Consider the following 26421-nt stretch of genomic DNA (forward strand, 5'->3'; position numbering starts at 1 on the left):
AATAAACCCAAGTCTGTCTGTTAAATGAATCAGAATGTCAGTGCGTGTTAGATTTTACACGCACCACCTGCACAATCATCATCTTCCGGCACTACTGCTGTTTGTGCCTGTTTACTTTGTTGCTCTTTGGCATCCAGTGAACTGGCGTCGGACGCACCATCACGGGTATTGTGATAATACATGGTTTTAACGCCCAGTTTGTAAGCAGTCAGCAAATCTTTTAGTAGTACTTTCATCGGAACCTTGCCGCTGTCATAACGGCTGGGGTCATAGTTGGTATTGGCAGAGATCGTCTGGTCGATGAACTTCTGCATAATACCAACCAGCTGCAGGTACCCGTCGTTAGAAGGGATATCCCACAACAGTTCATACTTGTCTTTGAGTGTTTCGTATTCAGGTACCACCTGCTTCAAAATGCCGTCTTTACTTGATTTGATGCTGATATGACCACGCGGCGGTTCAATGCCGTTAGTCGCATTAGAAATTTGCGAAGATGTCTCAGACGGCATCAGCGCAGACAGCGTCGAGTTACGCAGGCCGTGCTCCATAATGTCACTACGCAGCGCTTCCCAGTCCATCTGTAGTGGTTCATTACAGACTTTATCCAAGTCCTTTTTGTAACTGTCGATTGGCAGCACACCCTGCGAATAGGTGGTTTCGTTGAATTTAGGACAGGCACCTTTTTCTTTCGCCAGATTGTTAGAGGCTTTAAGTAGGTGATACTGCATCGCTTCAAACGTGCGGTGAACCAGGCCATTGGCACTGTGATCAGAATACTTAACACCATTTTTGGCCAGGAAGTAAGCAAAGTTAATCACCCCAATACCCAGCGTGCGGCGGTTCATTGTTGCATTGTAGGCTGCCGGAACCGGGTAGTCCTGGTAATCAAGCAGGCTATCCAGAGCGCGAACCGCCAGGTCTGATAATTCTTCAAATTCACTGACCGACTCAATGGCACCCAGGTTGAAAGCTGACAACGTACACAGCGCAATCTCACCTTCTTCATCATTTACGTGCTGTAGAGGTTTGGTTGGCAGTGCAATTTCCAGACACAGGTTGCTTTGGCGCACTGGCGCGACTTTCGGATTGAAAGGGCTGTGCGTATTACAGTGATCCACGTTTTGCAGATAGATACGACCGGTGGAAGCACGTTCCTGCATAAACAGGCTAAATAATTCCATCGCTTTGATTTGTTTTTTACGAATTGAGTCATCGTTTTCATATTTCACGTATAACTCTTCAAACTTTGCCTGATCAGCAAAGAAGGCATCGTACAAACCAGGTACATCAGACGGGCTGAACAATGTGATATAGCCGTCTTTCATCATGCGCTGATACATCAGCTTGTTAAACTGCACGCCGTAATCCAGATGGCGCACACGGTTTTCCTCAACACCACGGTTATTCTTTAACACCAGCAGAGATTCAACTTCCATATGCCACAGAGGATAGAACAAAGTGGCTGCGCCGCCACGTACACCGCCCTGCGAGCAGCTTTTCACTGCGGTCTGGAAATACTTGTAAAACGGGATACAACCCGTGTGAAAAGCTTCACCGCCACGAATCGGACTACCCAGTGCGCGAATTCGGCCGGCGTTCACACCGATACCAGCCCGTTGGCTGACATACTTTACAATGGCAGAGGCTGTTGCATTGATTGAATCAAGGCTGTCACCGGTCTCAATCAGTACACATGAAGAAAACTGACGGGTAGGGGTACGCACACCGGACATGATCGGAGTAGGCAGTGACAGTTTGAATGTCGAAGTAGCGTTGTAAAAACGACGGATGTAATCCAGTCGGGTAGCCTGCGGATAATTAGCAAATAAGCACGCTGCTACCAGAATATACAAAAACTGCGCGCTTTCATAAATGTCGCCGGTTACCCGGTTCTGTACCAGATATTTACCTTCCAGTTGTTTAACCGCAGCATAACTGAAGTTCATATCACGCCAGTGGTCAATAAAACTGTCCATCTCGGCGAATTCTTCAGCAGTATAATCGGCTAACAGATGATGGTCGTACTTACCGGCCTCAACCATTTTCACCACATGGTCATGTAGCTTTGGTGGCTCAAACTGGCCGTAGGCTTTTTTGCGCAAATGGAAGATGGCCAGGCGAGCTGCCAGATATTGATAATCCGGTGCATCCGTTGAGATCAGGTCGGCGGCTGATTTGATCAGCGTCTCGTGAATTTCACCGGTTTTGATGCCATCATAAAACTGGATCTGAGCCTTAATCTCTACCTGAGACACAGATACATTTTCAAGTCCTTCTGCAGCCCAGGTGATTACCTTATGGATTTTCTCGAGATCGATGGACTCTTTTTCACCATTACGTTTGGTGACAAGTAGATCATTATTCATTATTACTGGCCGTTAGTCTGTTAGCGCGTGAAGCGTGGGTTTTACCCGTTTATGAATTTTCGTTTTCTGACACTATGTGATCGTAGCACGATCCTGTGCCTGATCTCATGCGATCGTCTGCTATCCGTTGAAAAACTAACCTGAATAAGGTTTAGGCTTCAATGGCTTGTCGTCGGCATGGGAATAGGCACAAGATAGTGAGGTTTGCGGTTTAATGCAACCCAATATCTGGTGGTTAATTCAGCGATCAAACACGGTTTATTTTAATGTTAGTAAAGACTAACCTAACAGGAATTTACGAGCGTTATTTTTCAGGAATGCAAGCTTTTTAACCGGGCCTGAAGAATTAAAAAATTTAATATGCGAAAAACTTACATAAACCAAAAATTACGACATATAGTGCTCAAATTTTAGCTTGAGCACTATATCTAGTGTTAAGCAGGTAATTGTCCGTGCAACATATAATTGACATCGAGATTTTTGTCGGAGGTATAAAAGCTCTGGGTCAGCGGGTTCATGTGCAATCCTGTAGCATGCCGGATGAGCATGCCACTATTGTCCATCATCCGAATCAGTTCTGAAGGTTTGATAAACCGATCATACTGATGCGTCCCCTTAGGGACCATATTAAGCAGGTATTCAGCTCCTACAATCCCCATCAGGTAGGATTTGGGATTACGGTTAAGTGTTGAAAAATAAACATGACCACCAGGCTTAACCAGCTTTGCACAGGCAGCAATGATCGACTGCGGATCAGGAACGTGCTCAAGCATTTCCATACAGGTAACCACGTCAAATGAGCCTGCATGCTGTTCAGCGTACTGTTCTGCAGTGATACATTCGTAATTGACGGATACACCACTTTCCAGACCATGCAGGCGGGCAACCTCTAAAGAAGCTTCGGCCATATCGATACCGGTTACCTGCGCGCCCATTCTGGCCATGGATTCAGCCAGTATTCCGCCGCCACAGCCAATATCCAGTACCTGTTTTTCAAACAAGCCGTCGGCGTGCTGCGCAATAAAGTCCAGGCGTAACGGGTTAATGGCATGAAGAGGCTTAAACTCGCCTTCGGTATCCCACCAGCGGGACGCCAGTTCACCAAATTTTGAGATTTCCTGTTCATCAACATTTGTCATGGCATTGCATCCAATCATATAAAGGTGACAGTCACTTTTATACACATTTGCTGTGGCGCTCTCAACAGGATGCGGGCAAACAGATAAAGTGACTGTCTGAGTTAGTTAAAGTGCCTGTCACAATAGCGTAAAAGCGGCGGAATTGGGATGATTTGTTGTGAACACACCGATGACTGAACGAAAAATGTGCACTTGGAAAAGGCCTGAGCAAATGCTTGGATTAACCGCTACATTAATTGTGTTTGCAGTGGTACACTCAAGGATTGATCACTGACCCCAATAATAACAATGTGCGCACCAGCCTGATGCTGTTTGGGGGGTTATCCAAATCAAGCGCACGTTAAACCAAAGTTAAGGGAAAAAGCAGTTTATGACTGATAACGCTAAAGAAATTCTCCCCGTAAACATAGAGGAGGAGTTGAAAACCTCTTACCTCGATTATGCGATGAGCGTTATTGTAGGCCGCGCGTTACCCGATGTACGCGATGGGCTGAAGCCGGTACACCGCCGTGTTCTGTTCGCCATGAACGAACTGAAAAATGACTTTAATAAACCATATAAAAAGTCGGCGCGTGTGGTCGGTGACGTAATTGGTAAATACCACCCTCATGGTGACTCTGCAGTCTATGATACGATTGTGCGTATGGCGCAGCCGTTCTCACTACGCTACATGCTGGTAGACGGGCAGGGTAACTTTGGTTCGGTAGACGGTGACTCGGCAGCCGCTATGCGTTATACCGAGGTGCGTATGGCAAAAATTGCGCACGAGTTACTGGCCGATCTGGATAAAGAAACCGTCGATTTTGTTCAAAACTACGATGGTACCGAACAAATCCCGGAAGTCCTTCCAACAAAAGTACCTAACCTGCTGGTTAACGGCTCATCAGGTATTGCCGTTGGTATGGCCACCAATATTCCTCCGCACAACCTGACCGAAGTCATCAATGGTTGTATTGCGCTAATTGAAGATCCTGAGATTTCTATTGACGGGCTGATGACCCACATCCCAGGTCCGGACTTCCCGACCGCAGCGATGATCAGCGGCCGCAAAGGTATTGAAGATGCGTACCGCACCGGTCGCGGCAAAATATATTTGCGTGCAAAAGCAGAAATAGAAACCGAAGATAATGGTAAAGAAACCATTATTATCAATGAAATTCCTTATCAGGTGAACAAAGCGCGCCTGATTGAGAAAATCGCTGATCTGGTAAAAGAAAAGCGGATTGAGGGTATTTCTGCGCTGCGCGATGAGTCAGATAAAGACGGCATGCGCATTGTTATTGAAGTTAAGCGTAACGAGTCCGCCGAGGTTCTGCTTAACCATCTGTACGCCAACACCCAGTTACAAACGGTGTTTGGTATCAATATGGTGGCACTGGATAACAACCAGCCAAAAGTTTTCAATCTGAAAGAAATTCTTGAAAGCTTTGTGCTACACCGCCGCGAAGTGGTAACCCGCCGTACTGTATACGAATTACGCAAAGCCCGTGATCGCGCGCATATTCTTGAAGGCCTGGCCATCGCCCTGGTCAACATCGACCCGATCATTGAACTGATTAAAGCCTCACCAAGCCCGGCTGATGCGAAAAAAGCCCTGGTGGCACAAGGCTGGAATCTGGGTGATGTGGCCGACATGCTGGAGCGTGCCGGTGATGATGCAGCACGTCCTGACTGGCTGGATGATGAGTTTGGTATTCGCGATGGCAAATATTTCCTGACCGAACAGCAGGCTCAGGCGATTCTTGATCTACGTCTGCATAAGCTGACGGGTCTGGAACACGAAAAGATTCTGGGCGAATACAAAGAATTGCTGGAAGTGATTGCTGAGCTGCTGCATATTCTGAACAGCCCAGAGCGTCTGATGGAAGTTATCCGTGAAGAGCTGGAAAAAGTGCGTGATGAGTTTGGCGATGCCCGCCGTACTGAAATCACGGCAGCCAGCCACGATATCGACATTGAAGATCTGATTGAGCAGGAAGATGTGGTGGTTACCCTGTCTCGCGAAGGTTATGTGAAATACCAGAAACTGTCAGACTATGAAGCTCAGCGTCGTGGTGGTAAGGGTAAGTCTGCCACTAAGATGAAAAATGAAGATATCATCGAGCGTCTGCTGGTTGCCAATACCCACGACCATATTCTGTGTTTCTCTACCCGGGGCCGTCTGTACTGGCTGAAAGTGTATCAGTTACCCTTTGCCAGCCGTAATGCCCGCGGTCGTCCTATTGTTAATATTCTGCCGCTAGAGGCCAATGAGCGGATCACCGCCATTCTGCCTATCAAAGAGTTTGAAGAAGGCAAGTTTGTACTGATGGCCACCGCCAACGGTACGGTGAAAAAGACGGACCTGAGCCTGTATTCACGTCCTCGTTCCAGCGGTATCATCGCAGTGAACTTAAACGAAGGCGATGAACTGATAGGTGTGGCTATCACCCACGGTGATGACGACATCATGCTGTTCAGCGACGAAGGTAAAGTCGTGCGCTTTAATGAAAAGCTGCGCGACTCAGAAACCGGCGAAGTGAAGCGTGATCCTGAAACCGGCGAGGAACTGATGGCGCTGCGCCCAATGGGCCGGACTGCCACCGGGGTACGTGGTATTCGTATGCAGGAAGGGCAGCGTGTGGTGTCTCTGATTGTTCCGCGTGGTGATGGTGCTATTTTGACTGCTACCGAGAATGGTTTTGGTAAGCGTACGCCACTGGAAGATTATCCGGCCAAGAGCCGGGCTACTCAGGGCGTGGTATCGATTAAGGTATCAGAGCGTAACGGTAAGGTTATTGGCGCGGTTCAGGTTGATGACAGTGACGAGATCATGCTTATCAGTAACCAGGGCACGCTGGTTCGTACCCGGGTTGATGAAGTGTCTGTGGTCGGACGTAACACTCAGGGGGTTCGCCTGATTCGTACCGCCGCGGATGAAACCGTCGTGGGCCTGCAGCGCATTGAAGAAGTTGAGGACGACATCGTTTTAGAAGAAGACGGGGATAACACCGTTAGTGCCGAAGCCGGTGATACGGCGGCGGCAGACAATGACGATAAGCCGACGACAGAAGAGTAATCGCAATGCGCCTGCGGGCGCTATTGTAATTCTTTAAATCGCAAGCGGCATCTGGCCGCTTGTTTTGTTTACAGGTGTGAAAAAAAATCCATGAGTAGCGTGTTTAATTTCAGCGCAGGGCCGGCAATGCTGCCAGAAGCAGTCATGGCGCAGGCTCAACAAGAATTTACTAACTGGCGTGATAGTGGGACTTCGGTCATGGAAGTCAGCCATCGTGGTGCAGACTTCATTGAGGTTGCCGCCCAGGCCGAACAGGATTTGCGGGATCTGCTCAACGTACCAGACAACTATAAAGTGCTGTTTATGCACGGCGGGGGGCGTGGTCAGTTTGCTGCGGTGCCGCTTAATCTGTCATCTGCGCAGGACACATCACTGCATTTGGTATCGGGCTCATGGTCAAAAGGCGCGGTTAGCGAAGCCAGCAAGTACAATCAGGCCAAAATCATCGGTGAAAGCACGGTGGTGGACGGACTTACCCAGTTGGCGCAGCCATCAGCACAATCGATTGACCAGAGTGCGGCCTACCTGCATTTTTGCCCGAATGAGACGGTTGATGGCGTAGCCTATGACTGGCTGCCAGAAAGCGGTAAAGTGCCGCTGGTTGCTGATATGTCATCGACCATTTTATCCCAGCCTCTGGATGTCAGTCGATATGGTGTGATTTACGCCGGAGCCCAGAAAAATATCGGGCCGTCGGGCTTGTCAGTGGTGATTGTGGATGAAGCTCTGCTGGGTAAGGCGCAATCAGTCACACCGTCTATTTTTGACTATAAACTGGCCGCTGATTCTGACTCAATGTATAACACGCCACCCACCTTTTCCTGGTATCTGGCCGGACTGGTCTTTAAATGGCTTAAAGAGCAGGGCGGACTGTCGGCCATGGCACAGCGCAATAATGCCAAAGCCAGCCTGCTTTACACGGCCATTGATCAGTCAGATTTTTATCGCAACACCATTCACCCTGATTATCGCTCGAAGATGAATGTTCCGTTTCAGCTGGCTGATGCCAGTCTCGATAAAACCTTTGTGGCCGAAGCGGATGCCGCTGGCCTCAAAGCCCTCAAAGGACACCGCTCAGTGGGAGGCATGCGAGCGAGCATTTATAACGCCATGCCACTGGGCGGGGTAGAAGCATTAGTGGGCTTTATGGCCGAGTTTGAACGTAAGTACGGATAAGCAGTATGGAACAACTTACATTACAGCCTGTGAGCAGTGTCGCAGGCGAAGTTAACGTGCCGGGCTCTAAAAGCCTGTCTAACCGGGCGCTGTTATTAGCTGCCCTGGCCAGCGGTGAAACCACCCTGACCAACCTGCTCGATAGTGATGATATTCGTCATATGCTAAAGGCATTAAGTCAGTTGGGTGTCTCTTATGCGCTAAGCGATGATAACACCCGCTGTACGGTTCAGGGGCTGGGCGGGGCATTTGCCCATGAGGCGCCTTTATCCTTATTTCTGGGCAATGCCGGTACAGCCATGCGCCCGTTATGCGCAGCCCTGGCTGCCAGTGGCGTCAATGTGGAGCTTACCGGTGAACCTCGAATGGAAGAGCGCCCAATCGGCGATTTGGTAGACAGCCTGCGCCAGGCCGGCGCTGACATTACTTATCTGAAAAACGATGGATACCCGCCGCTGCAAATCAAAGGCAGCGCACTAAACGGTGGTAAGATTGAAGTAGACGGCAGTGTGTCTAGTCAGTTTTTAACCGCACTGCTGATGGCAGCACCTTTATTTACCCAGGACAGTCACATCAATATTAAGGGTGAGCTGGTTTCCAAGCCCTATATTGATATCACCCTGGACACGATGGCGCGCTTTGGTATTACCGTTGAGAACCATGACTATGCCAGTTTTGTGGTCAGAGGCAATCAGACCTATCAGTCACCGGGTCAGTTTATGGTGGAAGGCGATGCGTCTTCTGCGTCTTATTTTCTGGCGGCTGGCGCTATTAAAGGCGGCACGGTAAAAGTGACCGGTATTGGTAAAAACAGTATTCAGGGCGATATCCGCTTTGCTGAGGTGCTTGAAGCGATGGGCGCTTCGGTTAACTGGCAGGATGAATATATTGAAGTCACCGGCGCGCCGTTAAAAGGCGTGGATATGGACATGAACCATATTCCGGATGCTGCCATGACGATTGCTACCACCGCGTTATTTGCGCAGGGCCCAACCGTTATTCGCAATATCTATAACTGGCGGGTAAAAGAAACGGATCGCTTGTTTGCCATGGCCACCGAACTGAGAAAGCTGGGTGCCACCGTAGAGGAAGGTGAAGATTATATTCATGTCACGCCGCCGGCCAGTCTGACGCACGCTGCCATTGATACTTATAATGACCACCGCGTCGCGATGTGTTTTTCACTGGTTGCACTGAGCAACACGCCGGTAACGATTAATGATCCGGGCTGCACCGCAAAAACATTTCCTGACTACTTTGAGCGTTTCGCTACTATCTGTCAGTAAAAACCGGCCGGGGCGGCAGCCCTTTTGTGCGTAGCAGTCGGCTTGCAGCGGGTTTGATTAAATCTGTTGGTAGCATTGCTAAAGCTGACTGAGCGAGTATAATTGCCGCCGATTTTTAATCTTTTGTTAATAAAGCTGGAGCAGGTATGCATCCGATACCCGTAGTCACGGTTGACGGCCCGAGTGGGGCAGGTAAGGGGACGCTGAGTAGTCTGCTTGCGGAAAAGCTGGGCTGGCATTTTCTAGATAGCGGTGCTATATACCGCGTACTGGCAGTGGCATCGCTGCATCATGATCTGCCTGTGGATGACGAGGAATCGATTGTTCCTCTGGCCACCGGCCTGGACGTGAGTTTTGAAACGAATGGTGAGAAAACCCGCATCATTTTAGAAGGCGAAGATGTCACTGATGATATCCGCACCGAACAGGTTGGCGCGGTGGCCTCTCAAGTCGCTGCACTGCCACGGGTTCGCGAAGCATTACTACGTCGTCAGCGGGCATTTGAGCAGGCTCCTGGCCTGGTCGCAGATGGTCGCGACATGGGCACGGTGGTGTTTCCTGAGGCAAAAGTGAAACTTTTCCTTACAGCCAGTGCCGAAGCACGGGCTGAACGACGCTATGCACAGTTGAAAGACAAGGGCATGGATGTTAATATTGCGCGCCTTTTAACCGATATCAAAGCGCGGGACGAACGTGATACACAACGTACCGTTGCGCCACTGGTGCCGGCAAAAGACGCTGTAGTAATTGATTCGACTGACCTGAACATTGATCAGGTATTCGAACAAGCGATGGACGTTATCTCCTCCCGCCTTTAGACGCGAGCCGTATAGCACCAGAGCAACCTGCCGTAACAGGGAGTGACGGCATTTGTTAATAACCCCACATTCGCCGGAATGCATTGTGGATTTCAACGTTAGTATTTAATAAGACCTTATGACTGAAAATTTTGCACAACTTTTTGAAGAAAGCCTACAGGAACTGGAAACTCGTCCGGGTTCTATTGTAAAAGGTACTGTTGTTTCTATCGATAAAGACATCGTACTGGTAGACGCAGGCTTAAAATCAGAAAGTGCTATCCCAGCAGACCAATTTAAAAACGCTGAAGGCGAGCTAGAAATCGAAATCGGCGATTCTGTTGATGTTGCACTTGACGCTGTAGAAGACGGCTTCGGTGAAACTATCCTTTCTCGTGAAAAAGCCAAACGCCATGAAGCGTGGGTTGAGCTTGAAAAAGCGTACGAAGAGAAAGAGACCATCAAAGGTGTTATCAACGGTAAAGTTAAAGGCGGTTTCACTGTTGAAGTTAACAGTGTACGCGCGTTCCTGCCAGGCTCTCTGGTAGACGTACGCCCAGTTCGTGATACTACTCACCTTGAAGGCAAAGAGCTTGAATTTAAAGTTATCAAGCTGGATGCGAAGCGTAACAACGTTGTTGTTTCTCGTCGTGCTGTTATCGAAGCTGAAAACAGTGCTGAGCGTGAGTCTCTGCTGGCTAACCTTGAAGAAGGTCATGAAATCAAAGGTATCGTTAAGAACCTGACAGACTACGGTGCGTTCGTAGATCTGGGCGGTGTTGACGGCCTGCTGCACATCACTGACATGGCTTGGAAGCGCGTTAAGCACCCAAGCGAAATCGTAAATGTTGGTGACGAGATCAACGTTAAAGTTCTGAAGTTCGACAAAGAGAAGCAGCGCGTTTCTCTTGGTATGAAGCAGATGGGCAACGATCCATGGCAGGACATTTCACAACGTTACCCAGAAGGCACTAAGATCTCTGGTCAGGTAACTAACCTGACTGACTACGGTTGTTTCGTAGAGATCGAAGACGGTGTTGAAGGTCTGGTACACGTATCTGAAATGGACTGGACTAACAAGAACATCCACCCATCTAAGGTTGTTAACCTGGGTGACACTGTTGAAGTTATGGTTCTGGAAATTGACGAAGAGCGTCGTCGTATTTCTCTGGGTCTTAAGCAGTGCATCGCTAACCCTTGGGAAGAGTTCGCTAAGTCACACGAGAAAGGCGACAAGGTTACTGGTAAGATCAAGTCAATCACTGACTTCGGTATCTTCATCGGTCTTGACGGCGGCATCGACGGCCTGGTTCACCTGTCTGACATCAGCTGGAACAAATCTGGCGAAGACGCAGTTCGTGACTACAAGAAAGGTGACGAGATCTCTGCAGTAGTACTGCAGGTCGACCCAGAGCGTGAGCGTATTTCTCTTGGCGTTAAGCAAATTGAAGAAGACCCGTTCAACAAATACCTGGCAGACAACAAGAAAGGTACTATTGTTGTAGGTACAGTGACTGCTGTTGATGCGAAAGGCGTTACAGTTAACCTGGCTGAAGAAGTTGACGGTTACATCCGCGTTGCAGACCTGTCTCGCGACCGTGTAGAAGATGCTTCAGAAGTTGTTAACGTTGGCGAGTCTATCGAAGCCAAGTTCATGGGCGTTGATCGTAAGAACCGCGCTGTGAACCTGTCTGTTAAAGCGAAAGATCAGGCAGACGAGAAAGAAGCTATCGATAAAGTTAACCAGCAAGAAGATGGTGGCTTTGCCAACGCGATGGCCGAAGCATTTAAAGCCGCTAAAGGCGAATAATGCAAAAGAAGGTGCGCCAGATTTAAAAATCTGGCGTATTATTGATGTGTAGTAGCTGTTTAGACTTTATTTGACAAAGAGGTTTCTATGACCAAGTCGGAACTAATTGAACGGCTGGCAGATCAATATCGTCACCTTCCTGCAAAAGATCTTGAGTTGGCGATAAAAGAACTGCTAGAGCAAATGGCGCAAACCCTGCAGAAGGGTGAGCGTATAGAGATTCGCGGATTTGGCAGCTTTTCTCTCCATTACCGGGCACCAAGAACAGGCCGCAACCCTAAAACAGGGGAGACCGTCGAACTGGACGGAAAATACGTGCCTCACTTTAAACCGGGCAAAGAATTGCGGGAGCGGGTCGACGCTTCAATCGCTTAAACAAAAGCCGTAGTTTACACTACGGCTTTTTTGTATCTGCTGAAGTGCATTCAGATATTAATGGCAGTCTATTGCTGTTTAACTGTTGACCAGCAAAATCAAACAGATATATATTACTCAGGCTTTGGCGAGAACAACAATAACATCCCAATGTCTGTAAATAATGACGCTGTACTAAAACAATACCAACCCCTGATCCGGGCACTCATTCCCTATGAGCAGGAAAATCGCCTGTTGGAAGGACTTAACCGGTTTTCCGGTCGCTTGCCCTCCCATATCCGACGCCTTGTTCGCGATGAGGTCATCCGGCTTACGTCTTTAACTGATGCGCCGGCGGATAATTCAGCTTTTGCTCAGTTTCCGGTGTTCAAATTCAAGCATTTCGGGGTAGATATGCGCCTGGACAAAGTAGGCGCGCAGATCCTGAAAAAAGAAACGTCTCTTTATCAGGAGCGTTACACCGTAGGGGTGTTTGAATCGCTGACAAATTCGGCGTTTTACCAGGCCCATATTAAAGAAGCGCAGCATAAAAAAATTGTCGATGCCTTTTCGGTACAGCAGCAATCCCAGACGGATATTGATTTTGGTAACGATATCGCGCTGGCGCCCAATTTTCAGCTTGCCAGTCCTGAGTTTGATAAAGGCCGGCATTGCGTGGTTGGTTCGCTGGCGTTTAATCGCTTAAGCCTTGAAACCAAACGGCCTCCCAAAGCGCAAAATGGTGAGAAATACACCTTTGCCATGCCTGAAGTGTTTGGTCAGTATGCCAAGCACGACACGATGACCTATCGCCTGCAACAAATCACTTTCAATAAACAGACCGAGCGCTATGAGAGTCATTTTGTGCTTGACGGGGAGCAAAGTGGCAAGCAACAGCAGCAGCTACAGCGTTATATTAAGGGGGCACGCTATCAGCAGCCGCTGCAGCGGGAACTTGAGCTGGAGCGGGCGATGCAGGATCTTGAAAGAGACCGGGTTTTATTACACAGTGCATGGACATCATTGCTGATTGATACTATCGCAGGAATCCCAAGACCGGTGGCAGCACTGCTGACCAGAGAAAATAATCGGCAGAACCAGCATCGCCTGGCTTTACCGGCATTGAGCGGCAAAGACCATTTTGCCCGTCTTTTTCAGGAACTTGACGCCTACGGTGAAGCGTTTGTGCTGACCGGTACGATCAGCACTCGCCGTGGCCAGATAGACATTGTGGTCACACACCGCCAACTGCTGGCGTTAAATCAGTTTACACCGTTATATTATCTGTTGAGTAAGGCGGATAACTTTTCCTGTATCCAGTGCCGCCTGGCGGGAGTCAGCAAACAAGACCGACAAACCGCATATGCAATTCATGATATTAACGCCGATGAGCAACAGGTACTCAGTCATGCCTCACATCTGATTTATTATACTGATATCACACACCGGCTGGGTGCCGTGTCGCTAACCAAACCCTGTCAGTTAGGGCCTGTACATGCGGAGTGTCTGGCAGAAAGCCACTGCTGGCCGGTACAGTTGATTATGGACAATGATTTGGAGCGACGTCAGGAAGACCGCTATGCCCTGGATAAACCCGCTACTGTGAAAACCGGTTTACTCAGCGCGCTGAATGCACAGGTAGCGGACATCTCAGCCAAAGGTATTCGCCTGATTTTCAATGCTCCGCCAGACAGCGCAGCGGGGGCAATTGTGAAAGTCAGTGTGCCGGCGCTCAAAATCAAAAGCGAAAAGTACCAGCTGATTGATTTTTGTCACGATACACTCACCGGACGGTTTCGTCACGCCGGCAGGCGTTCACCGGCTGCATTGATTGTTCAGGCAGTAGAAGCCAGTCAGGCTTATTACCGGGCACGAAACCTGAATCTGCAAAGTCGCCAGCGCCATCACTTTGTGTGGGAACTGGCGGTCAGGGCCCATCCGTGTGCTGCCGTGTTATGTATTAATAACCGCTACCTGCTGGACCGGCTTAAAACGCTTTATCAGCCTGATGCCTGTGCAGATTTATATCCGTTTGCGGTAGAAAATAATATTGCGCCGCTACATGGCTTTCTGGCTGACCGGGATGCGGATAAGCCTCGTTCTGCCCTGCTAATGTCGCTGTTTAATAATCAAACCAACCACGTCGGAGTTGTGCATTGTGTGAGAAATGCTGATGCCAAGCTTGTCTATGTCAGCGAACAGGATTTTTTGTATAAAGCGATCAGAGCTAATATCAGGGCACACCTGGCAGACGACAAAACTCAGTTATGCGTAACCCGTATGCACATGTCGGTCTGCCGGTTTGAGTCTACTGTCTTATCGCGTAAGCGGCTGGCTCAGCTGTCTAAAGTTGATAAGTCCTTGTACGAGAAGCTACTGGCAATGCAACAGGGTTATACCCATGTGTTATATCTTTCCAGTGAATCAACCATTCATACGGCGCTGGTCAGGGCAGGTCTCAAACCCGTAGCGCCGTTGAACCATCAGCAATCCGAGCGTGCTCGTCATACCGCCTGACATGTTGGCGAGCACTTGTCGCTGTCTGTAGGCAACCTCACCGCTTTTTACTAACAATTGATATGAACCCTGCGAGCAATTTGCTATGCTCAGTAAAGGTTTAAGTCACATTAAATAAAAATAAAGGCGTAAGCATTGAAAGGCATCATTTCCTTACTCGTTATTGTTGTGTTACTGGCATTTGCATTTGCGATAGGCTCGCAGAACGATGCAGTTATTCCGGTTAATTATCTGATTGCTCAGGCCGAGCTACGAATCTCTACCCTGATTGCCGTGGCGTTATCACTGGGTGTGGTTATCGGATTTTTGCTTATGTTTGCCAGCTGGGTGTCGGTCAGGGTACAACTGACTTCAACCCGCGCACGTCTCAAAAAGGCCCTTAAAGAACATTAATATGCTTGAGCTGCTGTTTTTACTCTTACCGGTTGCTGCTGGATATGGCTGGGTCATGGGCCGTAACAGCGTGCGCCAGGCGCAGCGAGAACAATCCAGCATCCTCTCCCGACATTACTTTCGCGGTCTGAACTTTCTGTTGTCTGATCAACCGGACAAAGCCGTAGATACCCTGATCAAAATGATTGATCTGAATAGTGATACCGTGGAGACGCATATTGCGATGGGCAACTTTTTTCGCCATCGCGGGGAAATAGACCGCGCCATTAAGGTCCACCAGAACCTGGTGTCCCGGGAAGAAATTCAGGCCACTCAACGGGAAAACGCGCTCAAGGAACTGGGGCTGGACTATGTTCAGGCGGGGTTTCTTGAGCGTGCTGAAAATGCGTTTTTGCAATTGCTCAATAGTGACAAACATTATGTTATTGCCCAGCAGCAGTTATTTAATATTTACCAGACCACCAAAGAGTGGCATCGGGCGATAGAGCTGGCTGAACGCATGGTGGGTTGCCACGGCGATAATGATGATGTGGCTGAGCGACTGGCGCATTTTTATTGCGAACAGTCGATCAAAGAGCAGCGTAACGAACAGTTAGGTGAAGCCCTGACCCTGCTGCAAAAAGCCGTAAATGCAGATGAGCGGGCAGTACGCCCCTGGTTGCTACTGGGCCACATTGCTAAAGAGCAGGGTAAGTACGAAGATGCGATTGCGTATTATCTTCAGGTAGCAGAGCGGGACATTAACTGGTTTAGCGAGGCGGTTCCCAGTCTGGAGGATATTGCCGAAAAAACCGGTGAATGGGAACGCTTTGCAGCAGAGCTGGAGTCGCACTGGCAGGAGTGTGCCACGTCGTACCTGGCAATGGTGGATGTACTGCTGCGGCGGGGCGAAACCGGTCAGGCCGCAGACTATCTGCTTGAGCAGTTACGCAAACGCCCGACCATGAAAGGCTTTAAAACATTAATGGGTCTGTATATCGATCAGATTCAGGATAAATCATCTACCGATAGTTTAATTCTGCTTAAAGAGCTGGTTGAGAACCAGATTGAACAGCGTCCGAAATATCGTTGTGTCAGCTGTGGGTTCTCCGGGCGCAAGCTATACTGGCTGTGTCCCTCATGTAAAAAGTGGAATGTTGTTAAACCCATCAAAGGCCTAGACGGAGAATAAATTGCAAAGCCCCGATCCCAAAGTGATTATTGCCCTGGATTATGACGACAAAGCGAACGCGCTGGCATTAATTGACCAGCTTGATCCGGCTACCTGCCGGTTAAAAGTCGGCAAGGAAATGTTCACCTTGTTTGGTCCGGAATTTGTCAAAACCCTGGTACAGCGCAAATTTGATGTATTTCTGGATCTGAAATTTCACGATATTCCTAATACCGTGGCCAAAGCCTGTAAAGCGGCAGCAGAGCTGGGCGTATGGATGGTAAATGTCCATGCGTCAGGCGGTAAGCCGATGATGGAAGCGGCAAAAGCCGCGATTGAAAACAGTGCGCACCCGCACACCAAACTGATTGCCGTAACTGTACTGACCAGCATGGATGACGAACAGCTGGCGCAGGTAGTACCGGATACCTCGCCGGCTCAGCAGGTGGAGAAACTGGCGCGGCTGACTTATGATGCAGGCCTTGACGGTGTGGTATGTTCAGCCCGCGAAGCGGTGATGCTGCGTGAACATTTCAACGATCAATTCTTACTGGTGACGCCAGGCATTCGTCCGGCTGGCGCAGAGGTTGGCGACCAAAAACGGGTAATGACCCCTGTGGATGCCATGAATGCCGGCGTCAGTTATCTGGTCATGGGCCGCCCGGTTACCCAGGCGCAGTCACCCTGTGAAGTGCTTGATGCGGTGAATCAGAGCCTGGCTGACAGATAAGCCGCACCGAACACAAAAAAGGCCATCAATATGATGGCCTTTTTTATTTTAATCGGATGATCAAATGCATCCGGTACATTTTCAGGACTGATTATGCCTGAGCCTTCAGTGCCTCTTCGGCAGGTACATAGGTCAGGTCAAGCTCTTTACCCAGCGCATCAACTACCGCTTTGTAAGTTGCTTTACCTTCATGGGTATTTAAACCAGCACGCAGATGTTCATCATCCAGCATAGCCTGTACCGGGCCTTTATTAGCCAGCGCCAGACCAAACGGCAGCGTGGCATTGTTAAGCGCCATAGTGGACGTACGTGCGACACCGCCTGGCATGTTGGCGACGCAGTAATGTACGACATCGTCAATCACATAAACCGGATCCTGGTGCGTGGTCGCTTTTGATGTTTCAAAGCAACCGCCCTGGTCAATGGCTACGTCAACCAGCACAGAGCCTGGCTTCATGGCCTTGATTTGTTCGCGGTTTAGCAGCTTAGGTGCTGCGGCGCCCGGAATTAATACGGCACCCACAACCAAATCGGCTTTCGATGAATAATGTTCGATGGCATCCACCGTAGAAAAAACAGTTTTTACCTGGCCGTTGAAAATATCATCCAGCTGACGCAGACGCGGCAGTGAACGATCTAAAATGGTGACATCCGCGCCCAGGCCCAGCGCCATTTTTGCCGCGTTGGTGCCAACTACACCGCCACCGATAACCAGTACTTTGCCTGGTGCTACACCCGGTACGCCACCAAGCAGTGTGCCTGAGCCACCGTGGGCTTTTTCCAGGTAGTGAGCGCCGGCCTGAACGGCCATGCGTCCGGCAACTTCACTCATCGGTGCCAGCAGGGGCAATCCGCCGTTGCGATCAGTGACTGTCTCATAAGCGATGCTGGTCACACCTGAGTCAACTAACAGTTGAGTCTGCACCGGGTCTGGTGCCAGGTGAAGGTAAGTGTACAGAGTCTGACCCTTGCGCAACATTTTGCACTCATTCGGCTGTGGCTCTTTTACCTTTACGATCATCTCTGCCTCAGCAAAAATTTCTTCAGGTGTCGCAGCGATAGTCGCACCGGCTTCCTGATACATCGCGTCAGTAAAACCAATGGCGTCACCGGCCAGCGTCTGCACCACCACACTGTGGCCGTGCGTCACAAATTCTTTTACCGCGGCAGGTGTCAGACCGACACGGTACTCGTGATTCTTAATTTCCTTCGGTACACCAATAAGCATACATAACCCTCTGTTGTTGGTTTTGTTTATTTTTGCGAAGTATATCCGGCTTTACAGAAAAGTATGTGCTGAATACACGGTCTAACCCGTGTTATATTCTGTTAAAATGTAAAATGTCAGAATTTCCTATGCTGGTAAAAACACCGAAAGACCTTGATCGTATTGACCGTAATATACTTACCGTACTGCAGCGTGATGGCCGGATTTCTAACGTTGAACTGGCCCGACAAGTCGGCCTGAGCGCCAGCCCCTGTCTGGAGCGGGTCAGGCGTCTGGAAACCCAGGGCTATATTACCGGGTATCATGCAACGTTAAACCCAGAAAAGCTGGGTGCGGCGATGCTGGTTTTTGTAGAGATTACGCTGACCAAAACCTCGGTGGATATCTTTGCCGAATTTTCTTCTGCCGTGCAGGAACATGAGGATATCCAGGAATGTCATTTGGTGAGCGGCGATTTTGACTTTTTACTGAAGGCCAGAGTGGCGGATATGTCCAGTTACCGGAAGCTGCTGGGCGATACTTTGTTACGTTTGCCCGGGGTCAGTGAATCGCGCACTTATGTGGTGATGGAGGAGGTCAAAAGTACCACCCGTTTACGAATTAACCTGAAATAAAGAATCTGTGTTTTTGTACAGTTTTCCAATAGGTGCTCTGTCTATTCTTGTGTTAATCTTTGAATAACAATAAAAGACCGTAGCCAGTTTCCGGCCGGATGTGCCAAGGATTCATGGATGCTGAAGTTTCAATATACAGTGCGTAGCTGCACATGAACGGTTATTAAAGAATTGAGGGTTATGGCGCGACTTTCAGGATTCCAGCGTGTGCTGGAGGCAGGCATGATCATCGCCTGCGTATTTGCATTTTATCTTTTATTAGCTCTGGCTTCTTTTCATCCCGGTGACCCGGGCTGGAGTCAGGCTGGCCTGCAGCTGAATGTTCACAACTGGGTGGGAGCCACCGGTGCCTGGACAGCAGATTTGCTGCTGTTCAGTTTTGGCTGGCTAGCCTATCTGCTTCCTTTTGGCTGTGCCTTTCTGGGCTACTTTTTGTTTCAGCATGTCAAACACCTCGACGAACTGGATTACCTGACCATTGGCTTACGTATCATTGGCGGGCTCCTGGTGGGGCTGGGGGTCAGTGGCATCGCCAGCGTTAATTTTAACGACCTGTTTAACTTTTCTGCTGGCGGGTTTGTGGGTGATGTTATCAGCTCCGCTCTGATCCCTTACTTCAATACCCCAGGTACGATTTTACTGCTGCTGTGTTTCTTTTGTACCGGTTTTACCCTGATGACCGGCATTAGCTGGCTGACCATTATTGATGGGGTAGGGCAGTGTGTGTTGTGGTCAGGACGCAAGGTGGTAGAAGGCCCTCAGCAGTTGCTTGACCTGCGGATGCCCAGCCTGAGTCTGCCGGATGTGGGGCGTAAAAAAGCGTCTGCATCAGATGAGCTGGAAGTGACCAGCATGCGTGCAGAGCCACCGGCAACCCGGCAAGCGCCGGCACCGGTAACCAACAATGCACAGCGTAGTCGCGAAGAACCTTCATTTGGGATTCCCGATGAAATTTTTGCCGATGATGATCTGCCGCCGTTTGATATGTACGATGAGCCGCACAATGACTCGCGTTCTGCTGAGCCTGCCAGCAAACCGGTGCAGACCGGACAGGCCTCAGCACCGGAAACACAGCATTTTGCTGAAGATAACGCTCGAACATCGTCTGCCGCTGAACCGTCTGAACCAGCCTCACCGTCTGAACCTGCTGCGCAGAAGTCCCGTTTTTCGGTCTCGGCTTTAAAAGAAAAAATCGCTCCGGCCAAACCGGCAACTGCCCCAGCCCCAGCCAGTGCAGCATCGTCTGCCAGCAGCGCTGAGGCAGATGAAGAGCCGGTTACGCTCATGCCCTCATTTGATTTACTTGAGCGGCCAGACAAACACGAAAATCCCATCACTCAGGAAGAACTTGATGCGGTGTCACGCCTGGTAGAAGAAAAACTGGCCGACTTTAACATTGAAGCCAGTGTGGTGGGGGTATATCCCGGCCCCGTGATTACCCGCTTTGAGCTGGACCTGGCACCGGGAGTCAAGGTCAGCAAGATTACCGGCTTATCCAAAGATTTGGCCCGGGCGATGTCTGCTATCTCGGTGCGGGTGGTTGAAGTGATACCCGGCAAATCAGTGATCGGACTGGAATTGCCAAATAAGAAGCGGGAAATGGTCAGACTGAGCGAAGTCATCAGCTGCGATACTTTTCAAAGTAACAGTTCAGCCCTGACCATGGTGCTGGGCTCCGATATCAGCGGTAAACCTGTGGTGGTGGATCTGGCCAAGATGCCGCACGTGCTGGTGGCCGGTACCACAGGCTCAGGGAAGTCTGTGGGGGTGAATGTCATGATCCTGAGCTTGTTATACAAGTCGACGCCTGAAGATGTGCGTATGATCATGATTGACCCCAAGATGCTTGAATTGTCAGTTTACGAAGGGATTCCCCATTTGCTGGCCGAAGTCGTTACTGATATGAAAGAAGCGGCCAATGCACTGCGCTGGTGTGTAGGCGAGATGGAGCGTCGGTATAAACTGATGTCGGCACTGGGAGTGCGTAATCTGAAAGGTTACAACACCAAGGTGATGAAAGCGATTGAAGAAGGCCAGCCGATTAAGGATCCGCTGTGGCGAGCTGAAGAAAGCATGGACACCGAACCACCTGATCTGGGCAAGTTACCCAGTATTGTGGTAGTGGTGGATGAATTTGCCGATATGATGATGATCGTGGGCAAAAAAGTAGAAGAGCTGATTGCCCGGATTGCACAAAAAGCACGGGCTGCTGGTATCCATCTGGTACTGGCTACCCAGCGTCCATCGGTGGATGTGATTACCGGTCTGATTAAAGCCAATATTCCGACCCGTATTGCCTTTCAGGTTTCCAGCAAAATTGACTCACGGACCATTTTAGACCAGCAGGGCGCCGAAGCGCTGCTGGGAATGGGTGATATGCTGTACCTGCCGCCGGGCAGTCCGGTGCCAACCCGGGTTCACGGTGCGTTTGTGGATGATCATGAAGTGCATGCCGTGGTGGCAGACTGGCAGAAACGGGGTGAGCCTGAATACATTGATGAAATTCTTAATGGCGATGCCAGCGCTGAGGTGCTGCTGCCTGGTGAACAGCCGGAGGGCGGTGACCAGGAATTTGATGAATTTTATGATGAAGCAGTGGCGTTTGTGACTGAGAGCCGGCGGGCCAGTGTATCCGGCGTGCAGCGAAAATTCAGAATTGGTTACAACCGGGCTGCCCGATTAGTTGAACAAATGGAGCAAAGTGGCGTCGTAAGTACACCAGGGCATAACGGTAACCGTGAGGTTATTGCGCCCCCACCACCTAAGGATTAACCATGAAAAAGTTCGATAAAACATGGCTGGCGGTATCATTGGTATCACTTGCCGCTGCGGCCCCGGCATGGGCAGAAGACGCTCAGGCCCGCGCCCAGTTACAGCAAAAGCTGGCCGGGATGCAGCAGTATCAGGCAAACTTTACCCAGACGGTAAAAGACACCGAAGGGGATATTGTGCATGAAGCCAGTGGTCAGCTGACCATGGCCCGTCCGGACAAATTACGCTGGGAAACCGCACAGCCGGATGAAACGCTGTTAATTGCTGATGGCCGCAGCGTCTGGAATATGGACACCTTTGTGGAGCAGGTAACGATTGTTGACCAGCAGCGCGCGGTTCAGGATAACCCGGTGATTCTGCTGACCACCAGTGACAGCAATGAGTGGAAAAAGTTTGCTATCGACAGAACCACAGATGGTGCCTATGCCATTAGCCCGGTGGACGGGCAAGGCCAGATTCAGCAGTTAAATCTGTATTTTGATGGTGATACGCTTAACCGGCTGACCATGACAGATGCGCAAGAGCAGCGCAGCACACTTGAATTTTCCGACATCGATACCCAGTTTACGCCGTCTGTTTCACTGTTTGAGGTAACCGTGCCGGATACCTACACCATCGACGACCAGCGTTAATGTTGTTTGAAGACGACGAACCTTTTGCACCACTAGCGGCCCGGATGCGGCCGCAGAATTTGTCAGAATACACCGGCCAGGGGCACCTGGTGGGTGATGGCAAACCCCTGCGTAAAATGCTTGAGGCGGGCCACTGTCACTCCATGATCCTCTGGGGCCCGCCGGGAACCGGCAAAACCACCCTGGCCGAGCTGATTGGCAGTTATACCAATGCTAATGTTATCCGTTTGTCTGCGGTCACCGCCGGGGTCAAGGAAATACGCGCCGCTATGGAAAAAGCTCAGCAGGATGTGCGTTACAATCAGCGCACCTTGCTGTTTGTTGATGAAGTGCATCGGTTTAATAAAAGTCAGCAGGATGCATTTTTACCTTATGTGGAGTCAGGCACCGTCACTTTTGTAGGGGCCACTACCGAAAACCCATCTTTTGAGCTTAACAAAGCCCTGTTATCACGAGCCCGTGTTTATGTACTAAAGGCTCTGGAAGATGATGATCTGAACGGTTTGCTGAACCGCGCCCTGACAGACACGGAGCGCGGCCTGGGCGAGCGTTCTCTGACCATTGAGGATGACGCCCGGCGGGCTCTTATTGGGCTATGTGGTGGTGATGCCCGACGGTTACTGACGTATCTGGAGCTGGCGGCCGATTTTACCGATGCGGCGGCGATCAGTCTGGCGGATATTGAACAGGCCGTGGGCGAGAAAGTGGCCAGCTATGATAAGCAGGGCGATGCGTTTTACGATCTTATTTCTGCCTTTCATAAGTCGGTACGTGGCTCTGACCCGGACGCAGCACTTTACTGGTATGCGCGAATCCTGAACGGCGGAGGCGACCCGCTGTATGTGGCCAGAAGACTGCTGGCCATCGCGTCTGAGGATATTGGCAATGCTGATACCAGAGCGCTCGAACTGAGCCTCAATGCCTGGGACACCTTTCATCGGGTAGGCCCGGCTGAAGGTGAACGGGCTATTGCCCAGGCCGCGGTGTACTGCGCCCTGGCGCCCAAAAGCAATGCAGTTTATGCGGCGTTTAATAAAGCTAAAGCGCTGGTACGCGAAACACCGGATTATCCTGTTCCTAACCATCTGCGCAATGCGCCAACCAAGCTGATGAAAGAACTGGGGCATGGTGAGGGGTACCGTTATGCTCACGATGAGCCCAACGCGTTTGCAGCCGGTGAAATATATCTGCCCCCCGAACTGGCCGGCCAGCGATTGTATGTGCCTAATGAGCGGGGCATGGAAAAAACCCTGAAAGCCAAGCGGGCCTGGCTTGATGAATTAAATCAGCTCAGTAACAGGAAACGTTAAATGCCTACAGGGGTGGTTTTATACTGTTATATTGCTGCAGGTGGTGCCGTCGGCGCCTGCTTGCGCTATTTTCTGACCAGCCAGTTCGATTCGTGGTTTGGAAAAGCGCTGCCCTTTGGTACACTTGGCGTTAATGTTATCGGGTCGTTTTGCCTGGCGCTACTGTACGGGCTGATAGAACGACACGAACTGACCGATTCGCCTTACCGGGCTTTGCTGGGAGTAGGGCTGTTGGGCGCACTTACCACGTTTTCAACGTTTTCTATAGAGACACTGGCACTGCTGGAGAACGGCCTGTGGATGAAAGCGGCAGCCAATATTGTATTGAATGTTGCGGTTTGTTTACTGGCTGGCTGGTTGGCCATACAGATAATGAAAGGATAATGAGAAGCACATGTTAGATCCAAAGTGTTTGCGAAGCGATATCGAACAGACTGCAGAGCGCCTGAAAACCCGCGGGTTTGAGCTGGACGTGGCAGCGTTCAGTGAACTGGAAGAACAGCGTAAAGCGCTTCAGATTGAAATGCAGGATTTGCAAAACGAACGTAATGTGCGCAGTAAATCGATTGGTAAAGCCAAAGCGCAGGGGCAGGATATTGCGCCTCTGCTGGCCGAAGTAGGCGAGCTGGGTGACAAACTGGATGCTACCAAGGCTGAGTTTGCTAAAATCCAGGAGCAGGTCACTGCAATGACTCAGGGGATTCCAAACCTGCCTCATGAGTCAGTACCCGTAGGCAAAGACGAAGATGATAACGTTGAAGTTAGCCGCTGGGGCACGCCCCGTTCTTTTGATTTTGATGTTAAAGATCATGTAGATGTGGCTGAAGGGCTGAACCGTGGCGCTGATTTTGAACTGGCCGCCAAACTGACTGGTAGCCGCTTTGTGGTAATGCGTGGTCAGATTGCCAGACTACACCGGGCTCTGGCTCAGTTTATGCTGGATGTGCACACAGGCGAGCATGGCTATGAAGAAACGTATGTGCCGTATCTGGTTAACCACGACAGCCTGTATGGTACCGGACAGCTGCCTAAATTTGGTGAGGATCTGTTTCATACTCAGCCGGCAACCGAAGAAGGCCAGGGTCTGTCTTTGATTCCGACCGCGGAGGTCCCACTGACCAATATTGGTCGTGATGAGATTTTTGAAGCCAAGCATTTGCCGCTTAAAATGACAGCCCACACACCGTGTTTTCGCTCTGAAGCGGGGTCTTACGGACGTGATACCCGCGGGCTGATTCGTCAGCATCAGTTCGAAAAAGTGGAGCTGGTACAGCTGGTGAAGCCTGAAGACAGCTTTGATGCACTGGAGTCGTTAACGGGTCATGCCGAAACAATTTTGCAACGGCTGGAACTGCCTTACCGTAAAATGGTGCTGTGTACCGGTGATATGGGCTTTGGTGCCTGTAAAACCTATGATCTGGAAGTGTGGTTACCGGCTCAGGATACGTATCGCGAGATTTCTTCATGTTCTAACATGCTGGACTTCCAGGCCCGCCGCATGCAGGCTCGCTACAGAAATCCTGAAACCAATAAGCCAGAATTACTGCATACCCTCAATGGTTCAGGCCTGGCTGTAGGTCGGACACTGGTTGCGGTGCTGGAAAATTATCAGCAGGCTGATGGCAGTGTAACGGTGCCAGAAGCACTGGTAAGCTACATGGGCGGTGTGACAAGCCTGACCGCTTAAAAAGTTCTTAAAAAAGCGCCATACGGCGCTTTTTTATTATTGATTACAGGCATTTTGCCGGTTTAGGTAAGCCAGCCAGTTTGGTTGCCTGCTTGGCCGGGCCTTTAGGGAATAATCGCTGCAAATAACGGCTATTACCTTTGTCCGGTCCGTAGGTTTGTTTCATAGCATTGACCAGTGCCCGGATTGCCGGACTGGTGTCATACTCCATATAAAACTCACGGACAAAGCGCACAACTTCCCAGTGTGCTTCCGTCAGGCTAATGCCTTCCTGTGCGGCCAGCGCCGGTACCATGTCTTCATGCCAGTCACTAACATTAAGCAGATAGCCGTTTTTATCTACGGGAACAGCCTGCCCGTTTACTTCAAATGTATATTCGCTCATTTGCTACCATTTTATCCAGGGCGAATACTGTGCAGACAACTCACACAGCTGCTCCACAGTAATTGTATTACGTTGTTGCACATCAATGCCGCGCAATGCAGCATCCGGCGCGTACCAGACACATTGTGCCTGTCCGGTTTGCAGGGTGTCAGGAGCAAGCATACAGGCATCTCCCATCACCACTACCACAGCGCTAACTGGCAAACGTGCCAGTAAATCTTCATCAGCACTTGAAAGCTGGCTTTTCGTGAATTGTATCAGCATCAGAAGGTTACCACATGGTCTGCATTTTTCAGCAGCGTTATCAGCGTGTTGCTATCAGCTGCCTGAAACGCCTGTGAAAACGGTGTCACCGGATAAGTATTAAGTGATGGCTGACAGATATAACAATCCTCAATATCGAATAAGGGCAATGACTTCAAACGTTTGGTCATATTTTTTACGCCATCGGGAGGTTGTTGATTTGCCTGCCACATCCACACTGCCAGGCCTTCAAATACCACAGTCACATGATGACCATAATTAGTAGCGGCCAGCGCAAAGTCCAGGCCGTCACTGGCGCTAGACGTAGAATAGGGGGCTGAGGTGAATCTTACCAGTATCGACGCCATCAGAACTGTACCAGGTGCTGAGATTGATGCAGGGCGGTAAAAAACTCACCAAGCCCGGCCTGAATGAACGGCGGATGCAAATTACTGGCAGACAGTGAATGCTCGGTTGCCTCAGCACCACTGACCACACCACGCTTTACCGCGGCCGTGATGCACACCAACAGTTCGCATCCTGTTGTTTTTTGTATATCGCACCAGTTTGCATAGAACTGGTATTCATCAGAAGGTGGCGCGGACAGACTGTTGGTATGATGAATGCCTTCGCCATAGAAGAAAATTGTACTGAGCGTATGCCCTTGTCCGGACAGCGCACGGGCAAATTGGTGCGCCGCAATAGTTGCTTCGGTAGACGAGGGGGCCGAAGTAATAAGTAGAGAGTAATGTGCCATACAAACAAAAACACCCC

Annotated in this window: 23 protein-coding genes; 16 read left to right on the forward strand and 7 right to left on the reverse strand. The window is 50.0% G+C overall.

What is annotated here, in order from left to right:
- Nucleotides 1-47 precede the first annotated feature (47 nt).
- Both nrdA and ubiG read right to left on the reverse strand, forming a co-directional pair.
- Nucleotides 48-2366, reverse strand: a complete 2319-nt coding sequence (gene nrdA / locus EZV72_RS08535; RefSeq protein WP_137166850.1) for a class 1a ribonucleoside-diphosphate reductase subunit alpha — start codon at nt 2364-2366, stop codon at nt 48-50.
- Between the two features lie 434 nt (nt 2367-2800).
- Entirely contained in the window at nt 2801-3505 is a 705-nt protein-coding gene (gene ubiG / locus EZV72_RS08540) for a bifunctional 2-polyprenyl-6-hydroxyphenol methylase/3-demethylubiquinol 3-O-methyltransferase UbiG (RefSeq protein ID WP_137166851.1), read from the reverse strand.
- A gap of 370 nt (nt 3506-3875) precedes the next feature.
- Here ubiG and gyrA point away from each other — a divergent pair, with 370 nt between their 5' ends.
- The 10 genes from gyrA (at nt 3876) to pyrF (ending at nt 16776) form a co-directional block, all read left to right on the forward strand.
- Nucleotides 3876-6563 carry a DNA topoisomerase (ATP-hydrolyzing) subunit A gene (gene gyrA / locus EZV72_RS08545; RefSeq protein ID WP_137166852.1) on the forward strand — a complete coding sequence of 896 codons (2688 nt, stop codon included), beginning with the start codon at nt 3876-3878 and terminating at the stop codon, nt 6561-6563.
- A 90-nt stretch (nt 6564-6653) separates the two neighbouring features.
- Nucleotides 6654-7739: a 3-phosphoserine/phosphohydroxythreonine transaminase gene (gene serC / locus EZV72_RS08550; RefSeq protein ID WP_137166853.1), complete on the forward strand. Its 1086-nt coding sequence runs from the start codon at nt 6654-6656 to the stop codon at nt 7737-7739.
- Between the two features lie 5 nt (nt 7740-7744).
- Nucleotides 7745-9025 carry a 3-phosphoshikimate 1-carboxyvinyltransferase gene (aroA, locus tag EZV72_RS08555; protein ID WP_137166854.1) on the forward strand — a complete coding sequence of 427 codons (1281 nt, stop codon included), beginning with the start codon at nt 7745-7747 and terminating at the stop codon, nt 9023-9025.
- A 146-nt stretch (nt 9026-9171) separates the two neighbouring features.
- Entirely contained in the window at nt 9172-9843 is a 672-nt protein-coding gene (gene cmk / locus EZV72_RS08560) for a (d)CMP kinase (protein ID WP_137166855.1), read from the forward strand.
- Between the two features lie 118 nt (nt 9844-9961).
- A complete protein-coding gene (gene rpsA, locus EZV72_RS08565; protein WP_137166856.1) occupies nt 9962-11632 on the forward strand; it encodes a 30S ribosomal protein S1 in 1671 nt (556 codons plus the stop codon).
- A gap of 87 nt (nt 11633-11719) precedes the next feature.
- Nucleotides 11720-12007, forward strand: a complete 288-nt coding sequence (gene ihfB / locus EZV72_RS08570) for an integration host factor subunit beta (RefSeq protein WP_137166857.1) — start codon at nt 11720-11722, stop codon at nt 12005-12007.
- 150 nt (nt 12008-12157) lie between these two features.
- Entirely contained in the window at nt 12158-14503 is a 2346-nt protein-coding gene (locus EZV72_RS08575; protein ID WP_137166858.1) for a PilZ domain-containing protein, read from the forward strand.
- Nucleotides 14504-14638: 135 nt separating this feature from the next.
- Nucleotides 14639-14896 carry a LapA family protein gene (locus tag EZV72_RS08580; protein WP_137166859.1) on the forward strand — a complete coding sequence of 86 codons (258 nt, stop codon included), beginning with the start codon at nt 14639-14641 and terminating at the stop codon, nt 14894-14896.
- 1 nt (nt 14897) lies between these two features.
- Complete coding sequence (gene lapB / locus EZV72_RS08585) at nt 14898-16067, forward strand: lipopolysaccharide assembly protein LapB (protein WP_137166860.1); 1170 nt, start codon at nt 14898-14900, stop codon at nt 16065-16067.
- Between the two features lies 1 nt (nt 16068).
- On the forward strand, nt 16069-16776 hold the full coding sequence (gene pyrF, locus EZV72_RS08590; RefSeq protein ID WP_137166861.1) for an orotidine-5'-phosphate decarboxylase: 708 nt from the start codon (nt 16069-16071) through the stop codon (nt 16774-16776).
- Nucleotides 16777-16867: 91 nt separating this feature from the next.
- Here the strand turns inward: pyrF and ald are convergent, their stop codons facing one another.
- Nucleotides 16868-18004 carry an alanine dehydrogenase gene (ald, locus tag EZV72_RS08595; protein ID WP_137166862.1) on the reverse strand — a complete coding sequence of 379 codons (1137 nt, stop codon included), beginning with the start codon at nt 18002-18004 and terminating at the stop codon, nt 16868-16870.
- Nucleotides 18005-18132: 128 nt separating this feature from the next.
- Here ald and lrp point away from each other — a divergent pair, with 128 nt between their 5' ends.
- From lrp to serS, 6 genes are all read left to right on the forward strand, one after another.
- Nucleotides 18133-18618, forward strand: a complete 486-nt coding sequence (lrp, locus tag EZV72_RS08600) for a leucine-responsive transcriptional regulator Lrp (RefSeq protein WP_137166863.1) — start codon at nt 18133-18135, stop codon at nt 18616-18618.
- A gap of 180 nt (nt 18619-18798) precedes the next feature.
- Entirely contained in the window at nt 18799-21390 is a 2592-nt protein-coding gene (locus EZV72_RS08605) for a DNA translocase FtsK (protein ID WP_137166864.1), read from the forward strand.
- A 2-nt stretch (nt 21391-21392) separates the two neighbouring features.
- The gene (lolA, locus tag EZV72_RS08610; protein ID WP_137166865.1) at nt 21393-22022 is read left to right on the forward strand and encodes an outer membrane lipoprotein chaperone LolA; all 630 of its coding nucleotides are present in this window, start codon (nt 21393-21395) and stop codon (nt 22020-22022) included.
- Nucleotides 22022-23332 (forward strand): replication-associated recombination protein A, encoded by a 1311-nt coding sequence (locus EZV72_RS08615; RefSeq protein ID WP_175405076.1) that lies wholly within the window; start codon nt 22022-22024, stop codon nt 23330-23332. Before lolA ends, EZV72_RS08615 begins: the two co-directional genes overlap by 1 nt.
- Nucleotides 23333-23716 carry a fluoride efflux transporter CrcB gene (crcB, locus tag EZV72_RS08620; protein ID WP_137166866.1) on the forward strand — a complete coding sequence of 128 codons (384 nt, stop codon included), beginning with the start codon at nt 23333-23335 and terminating at the stop codon, nt 23714-23716. It begins immediately after the preceding gene.
- Between the two features lie 10 nt (nt 23717-23726).
- A complete protein-coding gene (serS, locus tag EZV72_RS08625; RefSeq protein ID WP_137166867.1) occupies nt 23727-25019 on the forward strand; it encodes a serine--tRNA ligase in 1293 nt (430 codons plus the stop codon).
- 43 nt (nt 25020-25062) lie between these two features.
- Here serS and EZV72_RS08630 read toward each other — a convergent pair whose 3' ends face one another.
- Genes EZV72_RS08630 through tusD form a run of 4 tightly spaced genes read right to left on the reverse strand, consistent with a single transcriptional unit; the run spans nt 25063 to nt 26404 of the window.
- Nucleotides 25063-25404 (reverse strand): TusE/DsrC/DsvC family sulfur relay protein, encoded by a 342-nt coding sequence (locus tag EZV72_RS08630; protein ID WP_137166868.1) that lies wholly within the window; start codon nt 25402-25404, stop codon nt 25063-25065.
- A gap of 3 nt (nt 25405-25407) precedes the next feature.
- The gene (locus EZV72_RS08635) at nt 25408-25668 is read right to left on the reverse strand and encodes a hypothetical protein (protein ID WP_137166869.1); all 261 of its coding nucleotides are present in this window, start codon (nt 25666-25668) and stop codon (nt 25408-25410) included.
- A complete protein-coding gene (locus EZV72_RS08640) occupies nt 25668-26015 on the reverse strand; it encodes a DsrE family protein (RefSeq protein WP_137166870.1) in 348 nt (115 codons plus the stop codon). Before EZV72_RS08640 ends, EZV72_RS08635 begins: the two co-directional genes overlap by 1 nt.
- Complete coding sequence (tusD, locus tag EZV72_RS08645; protein ID WP_137166871.1) at nt 26015-26404, reverse strand: sulfurtransferase complex subunit TusD; 390 nt, start codon at nt 26402-26404, stop codon at nt 26015-26017. The genes EZV72_RS08640 and tusD overlap by 1 nt, the downstream gene beginning before the upstream one ends.
- Nucleotides 26405-26421 lie beyond the last annotated feature (17 nt).

This window comes from Salinimonas lutimaris, assembly GCF_005222225.1.
GTDB classification, from domain to species: Bacteria; Pseudomonadota; Gammaproteobacteria; order Enterobacterales; family Alteromonadaceae; genus Alteromonas; species Alteromonas lutimaris.